The sequence below is a fragment of the Micromonospora sp. CA-248212 genome, assembly GCF_050948405.1.
Taxonomy (GTDB): domain Bacteria; phylum Actinomycetota; class Actinomycetes; order Mycobacteriales; family Micromonosporaceae; genus Micromonospora.
The window spans coordinates 6,435,417-6,447,712 of record NZ_CP192023.1 but is presented as its reverse complement, the minus strand read 5'-3'; the positions used below and the strand labels follow the sequence as shown (position 1 = coordinate 6,447,712).

General features: G+C 73.9%; 8 protein-coding genes and 1 pseudogene. 4 read left to right on the top strand and 5 right to left on the bottom strand.

Annotation, left to right across the window (positions count from 1 at the left end; genetic code table 11):
• Positions 1-82: 82 nt before the first annotated feature.
• The 4 genes and pseudogenes from ACQP03_RS30285 to ACQP03_RS30270 all read left to right on the top strand — a co-directional run bounded on the left by ACQP03_RS30285 (position 83) and on the right by ACQP03_RS30270 (position 4,745).
• On the top strand, positions 83-3,280 hold the full coding sequence (locus ACQP03_RS30285) for a sensor histidine kinase (protein WP_433459294.1): 3,198 nt from the start codon (positions 83-85) through the stop codon (positions 3,278-3,280).
• Positions 3,277-3,684, top strand: a complete 408-nt coding sequence (locus ACQP03_RS30280) for a roadblock/LC7 domain-containing protein (RefSeq protein WP_007465177.1) — start codon at positions 3,277-3,279, stop codon at positions 3,682-3,684. Before ACQP03_RS30285 ends, ACQP03_RS30280 begins: the two co-directional genes overlap by 4 nt.
• Positions 3,685-3,773: 89 nt before the next feature.
• The gene (locus ACQP03_RS30275; protein ID WP_282305307.1) at positions 3,774-4,139 is read left to right on the top strand and encodes a DUF742 domain-containing protein; all 366 of its coding nucleotides are present in this window, start codon (positions 3,774-3,776) and stop codon (positions 4,137-4,139) included.
• A pseudogene (locus tag ACQP03_RS30270) lies at positions 4,120-4,745 on the top strand (GTP-binding protein). Before ACQP03_RS30275 ends, ACQP03_RS30270 begins: the two are co-directional and overlap by 20 nt.
• An 88-nt stretch (positions 4,746-4,833) precedes the next feature.
• Here the strand turns inward: ACQP03_RS30270 and ACQP03_RS30265 are convergent.
• The 5 genes from ACQP03_RS30265 to ACQP03_RS30245 are packed head-to-tail and all read right to left on the bottom strand — an operon-like array spanning position 4,834 to position 12,263.
• Positions 4,834-5,922, bottom strand: coding sequence for a uroporphyrinogen-III synthase (locus tag ACQP03_RS30265; protein ID WP_355050730.1), 1,089 nt, complete (start codon positions 5,920-5,922; stop codon positions 4,834-4,836).
• The gene (nirD, locus tag ACQP03_RS30260; protein ID WP_357126595.1) at positions 5,922-6,269 is read right to left on the bottom strand and encodes a nitrite reductase small subunit NirD; all 348 of its coding nucleotides are present in this window, start codon (positions 6,267-6,269) and stop codon (positions 5,922-5,924) included. Before nirD ends, ACQP03_RS30265 begins: the two co-directional genes overlap by 1 nt.
• Before the next feature lie 8 nt (positions 6,270-6,277).
• Positions 6,278-8,800, bottom strand: coding sequence for a nitrite reductase large subunit NirB (nirB, locus tag ACQP03_RS30255; RefSeq protein WP_357126434.1), 2,523 nt, complete (start codon positions 8,798-8,800; stop codon positions 6,278-6,280).
• Positions 8,797-10,236 (bottom strand): FAD-dependent oxidoreductase, encoded by a 1,440-nt coding sequence (locus ACQP03_RS30250; RefSeq protein ID WP_433459291.1) that lies wholly within the window; start codon positions 10,234-10,236, stop codon positions 8,797-8,799. The genes nirB and ACQP03_RS30250 overlap by 4 nt, the downstream gene beginning before the upstream one ends.
• A complete protein-coding gene (locus tag ACQP03_RS30245) occupies positions 10,233-12,263 on the bottom strand; it encodes a molybdopterin oxidoreductase family protein (RefSeq protein ID WP_433461230.1) in 2,031 nt (676 codons plus the stop codon). Before ACQP03_RS30245 ends, ACQP03_RS30250 begins: the two co-directional genes overlap by 4 nt.
• Positions 12,264-12,296 lie beyond the last annotated feature (33 nt).

Below are 12,296 nucleotides of genomic sequence, written 5' to 3'. Positions count from 1 at the left end.
CGCGGCCGTGCCGCGCGTGGTCCCCTCCGCTCCCGGCACGGCTCGGCGGGTCAGGCGGGGAAGAAACGACGGAGGCGATGTCGTGAGCACCGGACCGACGACCCTGCCCGCGATCGGCGGCGATACCGGGCGTACGCGCCGGCGCATGCCGAGGCTGCGGGACGCCCGGATCCGGTCCAAACTGGCGCTGATCCTGGTCGTTCCGGTGGCCGCGGTGATCGCGCTCGCCACCGTCCGACTCATCTCGATCGGCGAGGGCGCCTACGACGCCACCCGGGCCCGGTCGCTCACCGCGCTCGCCATCGACGTCAGCGCGCTGACCCAGGATCTGCAGGCCGAGCGGATGGCGGCGGCGGCCTACCTGGCCACTCCGCAGCAGCCGGCCGACGCGTACAACCTGCGGGTACGCCAGACGCAGCAGCGGGTGGACGAGTACCGCGCCGAGCGTGACCGGATCGGCGAGGTGCCGACGGCGGTGCGGGACCGGCTGGCGGCGATCGACGACCACCTGGCCACCCTGGACGGCACCCGCCAGGAGGTGCTGGACCGCCGGCAGATGGCGGTCGCCGAGGCGGTCCTGCGCTACGGCGTCATCCTCACCGATCTGATCAGCTACGGCGACGGGCTGGCCCAGCTACCCGGCGACGAGAGCCTGGCGGACAGTCGCCGCGCCGTCGCCGCCTTCGCCCGCGCCAAGGCGTCCGTCGCCGAGGAGGAGGCGGTCGCCTTCACCGCGCTGACCGCCGGCCAGCTCGACCCGGAGCAGTTCTCCTCCTTCGTGGCCACGCTGACCAGCCAGCAGGAGGCGCTCGTCGCCTTCTCGCTCGCCGCCGACCCCGTGCAGCGGGCCCTGGTCGACAGCACCGTCTCCGGTGACGCCGTCGGCCTCTCCGACCGGGTCGCCACCGACATCACTCGCTCCGTCGGGCAGCGCGCGCTGGTGAGCGCGCAGGACGCCACCGCGGCCATCGGCGCGGTGAACGACCTGATGCGTTGGGCCGAGATCCAACTGCAGGACCGGCTGCTCGACCAGGCCGACGAGGCACGCTCGGACGTCATCCGGCAGGCCGTGGTCGAGTCGATCCTGGTGCTGCTCACCCTGATCATCGCCGTGTCGCTGGCTGTGGTGCTGGCCCGGTCGCTGAACCACTCGCTGCGCCGCCTGCGCGAGGGCGCGCTCTCGGTGGCCAACCACGACCTGCCGGACGCCGTGCAGCGACTGCAGAACATGGGCAGCGTCGGCGACGGCGGTGTGGACGAGATCGTCCGGCAGGTCCGGGATCCGATCCAGCTCAACAGCCGCGACGAGGTCGGCCAGGTGGCGTCGGCCTTCAACGTCGTCCACCGGGAGGCGGTCCGGGTTGCGGCCGAACAGGCCGCGCTGCGTACCAGCGTCTCGGCGATGTTCCTCAACCTGGCCCGCCGTAGTCAGACCCTGGTCGACCGGATGATCGGCGAGCTGGACGCGATCGAGCGCGGCGAGGAGGACCCGAAGCGGCTGGCCCAGCTCTTCGAGTTGGACCACCTGGCCACCCGAATGCGCCGCAACGACGAGAACCTGCTGGTCCTGGCCGGCGCGGACTCGGCCGTACCGCGCCGCGACGACGCGCTCGTCGTCGACGTGCTGCGCGCCGCCCAGTCCGAGGTCGAGCTGTACAACCGCATCGAGTTCGGCACCGTCGACACCGACATCTCGGTGGCCGCGCACGCGGTCAACGACGTCGTACGCCTCGTCGCCGAACTGCTCGACAACGCCACCCGGTTCTCGCCGCCGAACACGACGGTCGTCGCCGACGGTCGCCGCATCCGCGACTACGTGCTGATCCAGATCGAGGATCGCGGCCTCGGCCTCACCGACGAGCAGCTCGACTCGCTCAACCGTCGGCTGGCCGCCCCGCCGAGCGTGGACGTCGCCGCGTTCCGGCTGATGGGCCTGGCCGTGGTGAGCCGGCTCGCGTCCCGCTACGGCATCCGGGTGGAGCTGCGCCGCAACGTCGAGGGCGGCACGGTCGCCCAGGTGACGCTGCCCGCCGCCACCGTGATCCTGCCCAGCAGCCGGGGACGCGAGCAGGTGCTCACCCGCCCGCGTCAGCCGATGGCCGTCGAGCAGACGCCGCTCACCCCGGTCGGCCACGCCGAGTCGTACGCCGGCGCGACCACCACGGCGGCCACGCTGCCGGACCAGTGGCGGAGCAACGCCCCGGCGCCCGCGCAGTGGCAGTCCCCACTCGACACGCGGGACACCACCCCGGCCGTGCAGGCCGGCGGATACACCGGTGCGCGTCCGACGGTGCCGCCCGCCGCCGCGCCGGCCGCGCCGGCACCGCCCGCGCGACCGTCGTACGGCAACGGCAACGGCACCTCGGCGGGCAGCCCCACCGTGGCGTACCCGACCATCGACGCGCTGCCCCGGCGGGGCGCGGCGGCCGACACCACGGACGCCCGGAGCGCGTCGGTGCTGCCGGTCGGTCCGGTCGCCGGGCCGGGCGCGGTCGCCCCGCCGGCGCCGCCCGCGCCGCCGCTCCCGCCCGTGCAGCCCGCCACGCCGTCGCTCCCGCCCGTGCGGCCCGCCGCGCCGGTCGCGCCGCCGACGCCGGCCGCGCCGGTCAGCAACCGGCCGGAGTTCCCCGCCGAAGCGCCGATCTTCCGGGAGATGGAGGCGGTCTGGTTCCGGTCGCACGGCGACGACGCCACCGCGATCTTCACCCGGCCGCAGTTCGACACGCCGCCCCCGCCGGCCGACGCCGGCACGCGGGTCACCAACGGTGGCCCGTCGAGCGCCGCGAAAGCGCCGGCCCGACCGCCGCTGCCCACCCGGACCCCGGGCAGTTCCGAGGGCACCGGAGCGCAGAGCATGGGAAGCATGGACGGATTCGGCACCGCGAAGGCCGGCGGTCGTACCGCCTCGACGCCGACGCCACCACCGTCCTACGCCCCGGCGCCGGCCGCTCCGGCGGCCCCCGTCGCGGCTCCCGCGCCGGCCGCCGCGCCGCCGGCCCCGGACCCGGACGCCTGGCGCACGGCGGCCGACGAGGGGTGGACGCTGGCCAGCCGGGCCGCCGAGCCGGCCCCCGCCGGCACCACCCGCTCGGGTCTGCCGAAGCGGGTGCCGCAGGCGCAGCTCGTGCCGGGCGGTATCGAACCGAAGGGTGGCCGGGACCGCAGCCGGCGGACCCCCGACGAAGTACGCGGCCTGTTGTCGGCCTACCACCGTGGCGTGCAGCGCGGTAGGTCGGCTGGTACGGACCTGAACAGCACCTCGACCAAGGAGAGCCGATGAACAGGCCAGCTGCCATGCAGGACATGGGTTGGCTGCTCACCAACTTCGCCGACAGCGTGGCCGGTATCGCCCACGTGGTGGCGGTGTCCGCCGACGGGCTGCTGCTCGCGTCCTCCCGGGACCTGCCGGGGGACCGGGCCGACCAGCTCGCCGCGATCACCTCCGGCGTGGTGAGCCTGACCGAGGGTGCGGCCCGGATGTTCAGCGCGGGCGGTGTGTTGCAGACCGTCATCGAGATGGACAGCGGTTACCTGTTCCTCATGTCGATCAGCGACGGTTCGTCGATGGCCGTGCTGGCCGCGCGGAGCTGTGACGTGGGCCAGGTGGGCTACGAGATGGCGCTGCTGGTGGAACGGGTGGGCGCGGCGCTGGTGCCGCTGCCCCGGGACGCGGTGCGTTCGTAGCGCCACAGTCCGGCGCGCGGACCGCGCGCCGGAGCAGGGAGGGGAGGCGGTCTCTACCGGCTCCGCGGGAGACGAGGAGGTGATCGGGGATGGACCAACGACGCGTTGACCCGCGTGGCGCGTTGGTGCGTCCGTACGCGGTCACCCGTGGTCGTACCGAGCCCCGGCAGGACATCGCCCTCGAGGCGGTCCTCACCTCCTCTCCCACCCAGGTTGCCGAGTCCCGTTTCGCGGGGCACGACAAGCACCGAATCGCCACGGTCTGCGAGGGCCGTGCACAGTCGCTGGCGGAGATCGCCGCGTACACCCGGATGCCGCTGGGCGTCGCCCGGGTGCTGGTCGCCGACATGGTGGCCGAGAGCCTGCTGACGTTACACACTGCTGCTCCCGCCGAGGGGTTCGAGGAGCGGATGGAACTGCTTGGAAGGGTGCTAAGTGGACTTCGCAGGCTATGACCCCGCTGGGGGCGGCAGCCGAGCCGGGGAATCGTCTCCGCGAAGATCGTCGTCGCGGGCGGTTTCGGCGTCGGTAAGACGACCCTGGTCGGCGCGATCTCCGAGATCACGCCGTTGACGACCGAGGCGGTGATGACCGCGGCCGGTGTCGGCATCGACGACCCGTCCAAGGTGCCCGGCAAGGAGACCACCACGGTCGCCATGGACTTCGGTCGTATCACCATGGCCCAGGACCTGATCCTGTACCTGTTCGGTACGCCGGGTCAGACCCGCTTCTGGTTCATGTGGGATGAGATCATCCGAGGGGCGGTGGGTGCCGCCGTCCTGGTGGACACCCGTCGGATCACGGACGCGTTCGCCCCGCTGGACTACTTCGAGAACCGGAACCTGCCGTACGTGGTGGCGCTGAACAACTTCGACGGCGCTCCCCAGTACGAGCTGGAGGAGATCCGCGAGGCGCTGGCCATCTCGCCGCAGGTGCCGCTGGTCATGACCGACGCCCGGCAGCGGGACTCGGTCAAGCAGGTGCTGGTGACGGTGGTCGAGCACGCCATGCTCCGCCTCCAGGCGGAGCACGGCCGGGGCTTCCCCACGCCGGTCGGCTGAACCCACGGTCACGGCCGGCTGGATCCACGGTCACGGCCGACTGAACCCACGGCCACGGCCGGCTGGCGACAGCCGGCCGTGGCGCGTTTCAGTCGACCCGGAGCCGGTAGCCGCGCTTCACCACGGTCTGCACCACCCGGGGCGCGCGCAGACCGGCACGCAGCCGGGCCACCGCCATCTCCACGGCGTGCTCGTCCGCGCCCCGGGGCAGGGTCCGCAGCAGGGCGGTACGCGACAGCACCCGGCCCGGGGACTGCGCCAGCGCCCGCAGCACGGCCATCGGCGCGGGAGCGAGGGGCCGCAAGTCGCCGTCGATCACCGCGGCGTGCCCGCGCAACGTGAGCAGGTGGCCGCCGGCCTTGAAGGTCACGGTCCGCCGGGGCAGCTCGTCGACGATGGTGCGAACCAGGGCACCCAGCCGGGCGCGGCCGGGCGCGCTCACCGGCACCCCGAGCCGGAGCAACGGCTCGGCGGTCACCGCGCCGACGCAACAAGCCAGCACGTCGGTGCGGAACGCGGACACCACCGCGTCGGTACGGTCGCCGGCCGCCCGCAGCAGCGCCTCGACCGCCGGCGCGGAGGTGAATGTCACCGCGTCCACCAGCCGGCCGGCGATCAGGTCGATCAGCCGGTGCAGCGGAGCAGGGTCCGTCGGTGGCGCCCAGCGGTAGACCGGCACCTCGATCACCGTCGCGCCGGCCGCCTCCAGCGCGAGGGTGCACTCGGGCTGCCGCTCACCGTGTAACTGCATGGCGATCACCTGCCCGGCCACCCCCCGCCGACGCAGGTGGTCGACCACCTCGTCGCAGCTCTCCGACGCCGGTGACCACTGGTCGTGCAGGCCGGCCGCACGGATCGCGCCGCGCGCCTTGGGACCCCGGGCGACGACGTACGAGCTGGCGAGCACCGAACGCAGCGGCTCGGCCAGCCCCCAGCCCTCGGCCGCCTCCAGCCACCCGCGCATCCCGATGCCGGTGTTGGCCATCAGGATGTCGGGTGGCTGGTCGAGGCAGGCGCGGGTCGCTTCGCGCAGTTCGCTGTCGTCGGACAGCGGCACGATCCGCAGCGCCGGGGCGAGCACCACGCGTGCGCCCCGGCGTTCGAGCAGCGCGGCCAACTCGTCGCGCCGCCGGTCGGCGGTCACCCCGATGGTGAAGCCGGCCAGTTCTTCCCGCATCAGTCCTCCCGTCGCAACCGCACTTCGACGATCCCGTCGTGGCAGCGCGTGTCGTGCCGGGCCACGGTCACCCCGGGCAGGTCGAGGCACTCGCCGGTGCGCAGGTCGTACACCTGCTTGTGCAGCGGCGACGCGACCGTCGGCACTCCGCCACGGCTGCCCACGATGCCCCGGGACAGCACGTACGCGCCGGTGACCGGGTCACGGTTGTCGATCGCGAACAGCCCGTCCACGGTGTGGAAGAGAGCCACCTGCACGCCGTCGACCAGGGCGGCGACACCCCGCTCCGGTTCCAGCCGGTCGAGGGGGCAGACCGCCGTCCAGCCGAGGGTGGTCCTGGTGGTCATCGTGATGCTCATCGCCGTACCTCCGGAAGGCCGAGCGTGACGGGACGACGGCCGTGGCCGTCGGGTGGGGTGCCGCCGCGCGCCGGCACCGGCTGGCCGCGCTCCACGGCGAAGGTGATGGACGGGTCGGGCACGTCGGGGGCGTTGACGAAGGAGGTGTAGCGGCGCAACCGCTCCGGATCGTCCAGCACGTCGCGCCACTCGTCCGAGTACGACGCCACGTGCTGTGCCATGGCCGCGTCGAGGTCGGCGCAGATGCCGAGCGAGTCGTCCACGATCACGGCCCGCAGGTGGTCCAGGCCGCCGTCCATGGCCTCGATCCAGCCGGCCGTGCGTTGCAGCCGGTCGGCGGTGCGGATGTAATACATCAAAAATCTATCGATTAGTCGAATCAGGGTTTCTGTTGACAAATCAGTGGCGAACAGGTCGGCGTGCCGGGGCCGGAAGCCGCCGTTGCCGCCGACGTAGAGGTTCCAGCCGGTCTCGGTGGCGATGATGCCGAAGTCCTTGCTGCGGGCCTCGGCGCACTCGCGGGCGCAGCCGGAGACCGCCGACTTGAGCTTGTGCGGGGCGCGCAGCCCGCGATAGCGCAGCTCCAGCGCCACGGCCAACCCCACCGAGTCCTGTACGCCGTACCGGCACCAGGTCTCGCCGACGCAGGACTTCACCGTGCGCAGCGCCTTGCCGTACGCGTGGCCGGACTCGAAGCCGGCGTCGACCAGGCGTCGCCAGATCTGCGGTAGCTGCTCCACCCGGGCCCCGAACAGGTCGATCCGCTGCCCACCGGTGATCTTCGTGTAGAGCTGGAAGTCCCGGGCCACCTCGCCGATCACGATCAGCTTTTCCGGGGTGATCTCGCCGCCGGGGATGCGGGGCACCACCGAGTAGCTGCCGTCGCGTTGCAGGTTGGCCAGGAAGTGGTCGTTGGTGTCCTGCAACGACGCCTGCTCGCCGTCGAGCACGTGCCCGTTGCCCAGCGAGGCCAGGATCGAGGCCACCACGGGCTTGCAGATGTCGCAGCCGCGTCCCCGGCCGTGCTCGGCGACCAGCCGGGAGAAGGTGCGGATGCCGCGTACGCGCACGATCTCGAACAGCTCGCGGCGGCTCACGTCGAAGTGCTCGCACAGCGCCGTGGACTGTGCCACCCCGGCCGCGTCGAGAAGCTGCTTGAGCATCGGCACGCAGGAGCCGCAGCTCGTGCCCGCCCTGGTGCACGCCTTCAGCGCCGGCACGTCCGAACAGCCGCCGGCGATCGCGGCGTCCACGTCGCCCCGGGTCACCGCGTTGCAGGAGCAGACCTGCGCGGCGGCGGGGAGCGTCCCGGCGTCCGCGCCGCCGCCGTCGGGGGCGAGCAGGGCCAGCGGCGCGGCCGGCAGCGGGCCACCCACGCTGGCCCGCAGCGTCGGGTACGCGCTGGCGTCGCCCACCAGCACCCCACCGAGCAGGGTGTGCGCGTCGTCGGAGAGGACCAGCTTGGCGTACACGCGGGTGGCCGGGTCGGTGAACGTGACGTCCAGGCAGCCCTCGGTGGTGCCGTGGGCGTCGCCGAACGACGCCACGTCCACCCCGAGCAGCTTCAGCTTCGTGGCGGTGTCCGCGCCCGGGAACGTCGCCGCGCCGCCGACCAGCCGGTCGGCGACCACCTCGGCCGTCGCGTACCCCGGTGCCACCAGGCCGTGACAGGTGCCGTCGACCGCCGCGCACTCGCCGACGGCCCAGACCCGCTCGTCGGCCGTGCGGCAGGTCTCGTCGACCAGCACCCCACCGCGCGGACCCAACGGCAGCCCGGCGGCCCGCGCCAGCTCGTCGCGGGGTCGGATGCCGGCGGCCACCACGACCAGTTCGGCGTCGACCACCCGGCCGTCGGACAGCTCCAACGCGGCCACCGTGCCGTCGGCGCCCGCGCGGATCGCCGTGGTGGCGACCCCGAGGTGGGTACGCACACCCAGGTCGTGGACGTAGCGGCGCAGCATCGCGCCGCCGGCCTGGTCCACCTGCACCGGCATCAGCCGGGGCGCGAACTCGACCACGTCGGTGCTCAGGCCGAGCAGGCGCAGGGCGTTCGCCGCCTCCAGCCCGAGCAGCCCGCCGCCGATCACCGCGCCGACCCGCCGACCGGCGGCGTACGTGCGGATCGCCGCCAGGTCGTCGAGCGTCCGGTAGACGAAGACGCCGGGCAGGTCGGCCCCGGGCACCGGCGGCACGAACGGGTACGACCCGGTGGCCAGCACCAGCGCGTCGTAGTGGTAGTCGCCCTCGGCGGTGCTCACCACCTGCCGTTCCCGGTCGATGGCGGTGGCCGGCTCACCGAGGTGCAGCCGCACCCCGTCGTCCGGGGTGTGCACGTTCAGTTCCTCTTCGCTCACCCCGTCGAAGTACGCCGAGAGACGCACCCGGTCGTACGCCGGACGCCTCTCCTCGGCCAGTACCGTGACCCGCCAGTGGCCCTGCGGGTCACGGGCGCGCAGTGCGTCGACGAAGCGTTGCCCCACCATGCCGTTGCCGACGACGACCAGGTCCGCGCCGCTCATCGCGTCACCTCCACAGATTCCGCTTCGGACAACCAGTCGACGATGCCGCCGACCGCGTCGCGGCATCCGCCGCATCCCGTGCCGGCCCGGGTGCCCGCCACCACCGCGTCGACCGTCCGCGCGCCGGAGCGCCAGCAGCGCACCAGCGCTCCCTTGGTCACGTTGTTGCACTGGCAGACGACGGCCGCGTCCGGCATCAGCGCCGGTGACGCGCTCGGCGTCGAGACGGCCCCGCCGAGCGCCCGGCCGAGCAGCAGGGCCCGCCGGTCGGCCGGTACCGGGTGACCCCGGTCGAAAAGTTGGATCACCGTGCCGATCGCCGGGTTGTCGCCGAGCAGGATCGCGCCGATCAACCGCTCGTCATGGATGCGCAGCCGGGCGTACGTGCCCCGGGTCGGGTCGGTGAACGTCAGCTCCTCGCCCGGCGGGCCGCCGACCGCCTCGCCCATCGCGGCCAGGTCGATCCCGGCCGCCTTGAGCCGGGTCACCACCGGGCGGGGCCGGTACCGGGCGAGCGGGTCCGTGCCGGTCAACACGTCGGCGAGCACCCGCGCCTGGGCCCACGCGGGCGCGACCAGTCCGGTGAGCGTCCCGTCGTGCTCGGCGCAGTCGCCGAGCGCCGAGATGGACCGGTCGCTGGTGCGCAGCCGGTCGTCCACCACCACGCCGCGCCGCACGGCCAGCCCGGCGGCCTGCGCGAGGGCGGTGTCCGGGCGTACCCCGCAGGAGAGCACCAGCAGGTCGGCGTGCAGCGACCGGCCGTCGGCCAGGTCGAGTCGGACGCCGCTGTCGTCCGCCGCCACCCCGGTGGCGGGCACCCCGAGCTGGATCGTGACGCCGAGCCCGGCGAGCGTGCCGGCCAGCACCGTGCCGGCCGCCGGATCGAGTTGCCGTTCCATGAGGTGGTTGGTCGGGTGCACCACGGTGGTGGCCAGCCCGCGCGTGGCCAGGCCCCGGGCGGCCTCCAGCCCGAGCAGCCCGCCGCCGAGCACGATCGCGGCGCGTGCGTCGCGCGCCACGGCCAGGATGCGGCGGCAGTCGTCCAGGGTGCGGAAGGGGACGACCCGCCGGGGCAGGTCGGCCGGGTCGAGGCCGGGCAGGGGCGGCACCACCGCCCGCGCGCCGGTGGCCAGCACCAGATGGTCGTAGGCGATCCGTTCGCCGTCGGCCGTGCGGACCTCGCGGGCGGACCGGTCCACGGCGGCGACCGTCACGCCCGAGCGCAGGTCGATGCCGTGCCCGGCGGCCTCGGTCAGCTCCACGTCCGGTTCGTCGATGCGGCCCGCCAGCAGCGTGGACAACATGATCCGGTTGTACGCGCGGTGCGGTTCCGCCCCGAGGACGGTGACCTTGCGCTCGTCCCCGCGGGCGTGCAGCTCGGTCGCGAGCCGGGCGCCGGCCATGCCGTTGCCCACGATGACCACCCGGGCGGTCATGCCTTCTCCACCCGGACCGCGCAGATCTTGAACTCGGGCATCCCGGAGATCGGGTCAACCGCGTCGTTGGTCACCGAGTTGGCCCGCCCGGCGCCCGGCCAGTGGAATGGCGCGAAGACCGTGTCCGGCCGGATACCCGGGCTGAGCCGGGCCGGGGCGCGCAGCTCGCCCCGGCGGGACGTGACCCGCACCGGGTCGCCGTCGTCGATGCCCAACCGGGCGGCCAGGTCGGGGTGCAGCTCGACGAACGCCTCGGCCGCCACGCGACGCAGCGCCGGTACCCGGCGGGTCTGCGTGCCGGACTGGTACTGGGCCAGCACCCGGCCGGTGGTGAAGTGCAGCGGATACGTGGCGCACACCTCCTCGGCGGCCGGCCGGTGGTCGACGGGGTGGAACCGGGCCCGGCCGTCCGGGGTGGCGAACCTGTCGGCGAAGAGTCGTGGCGTGTCCGGCCCGTCCGCGCTGGGACACGGCCAGTGGACGCCGTCGGTGGCGTCGATGCGCTCCCAGGTGATGCCGGCGTAGTCGGCGATGCCGCCCGCGGAGGCGCGGCGCAGCTCGCCGAAGACGGTGGCCGGGTCGGTCGGGAACCGCGCCGCCGCCGTCTCGGCGTCGCCCAAGCGTCCCGCCAGGTCGGCGAGGATGGCCAGGTCGGTGCGGACGTCCGGCGGCGGTGGGCGCAGCGCGCGCCGACGCAGCACCCGACCCTCCAGGTTGGTCATCGTGCCGTCCTCCTCGGCCCACTGGGCGGTGGGCAGCACCACGTCGGCCAGCGCCGCCGTCTCGGAGAGCAGTAGGTCGGCGACGACCAGCAGGTCGAGGTCGCGTAGCCGGCCCTCGATCCGGGCGGCCCGGGGAGCGGAGACCACCGGGTTCGAGCCGAACACCAGCAGCGCCCGGGGACCGTCGGCGGTGCCGAGCGAGTCGAGGAGCTGGTACGCCGGCACACCGGGACCGGGCAGCTCGTCGGCCGGTACGCCCCAGACGCCCGCGACGTGTTCCCGGGCCGCCGGATCATCGATCCTGCGGTAGCCGGGGAGCTGGTCGGCCTTCTGCCCGTGCTCCCGCCCGCCCTGACCGTTGCCCTGGCCGGTGAGGCAGCCGTACCCGGAGCCCGGTCGGCCCGGCAGGCCCAGGGCGAGTGCCAGGTTGACGTACGCGGTGACGGTGTCGACGCCCTTGGCGTGCTGCTCGGCTCCGCGCGCGGTCAGGGTGATCACCCGGCCGCCGGTGCCCAGCGCGCGGGCGGTCGCCTCGAGATCGGCCACCGGCACCCCGGAGAGCTGTTCCGCGCGGGCCGGCCACCAGGCGGCAACGCTGCGGCGGACCGCGTCGAAGCCGGTGGTGCGCTCGGCCACGTACGCCTGGTCGACCCAGCCCTCGGTGAGCGCGATGTGCAGCAGCGCGTTGGCCACGGCGAGGTCGGTGCCGGGCAGCGGTTGCAGGTGCAGGTCGGCCTGGCGGGCGGTGGCGGTGACGCGGGGGTCGACGACGATGAGCTTCCCGCCGCGTTGGCGCTGCTCGGTGAGCCAGCGCACCAGCGGCGGCATGGTCTCCGCCGGGTTGGCGCCGACCAGCAGCAGCGTGTCGGCCTGACCCAGGTCGGACAGGGGGAACGGCAACCCTCGGTCGATGCCGAAGGCGCGCATCCCGGCGGCGGCCGCCGAGGACATGCAGAACCGCCCGTTGTAGTCGATGTTGCGGGTACGCAGTGCGACCCGGGCGAACTTCCCCAGCGCGTACGCCTTCTCGTTGGTCAGCCCGCCGCCGCCGAAGACGGCGACCGCGTCCCGCCCGGAGCTGTTCTGGATGGCGCGTACGCCGGTGGCGACCCGGTCCAGCGCGGCGTCCCAGGTCGTCGGGCGCAGCTCGCCGCTGACGGTGTCACGCACCAGCGGGCTGGTCAGCCGGTCCGGGTGGTCGAGCAGCTCCGCCGAGGTCCAGCCCTTCTGGCACAGCCCACCCCGGTTGGTCGGGAACTGGCGGGGGAGCACGCTCACCCCTGCCTCGTCCTCGCGCAGGGTCATGCCGCACTGGAGAGCGCAGTACGGGCAGTGCGT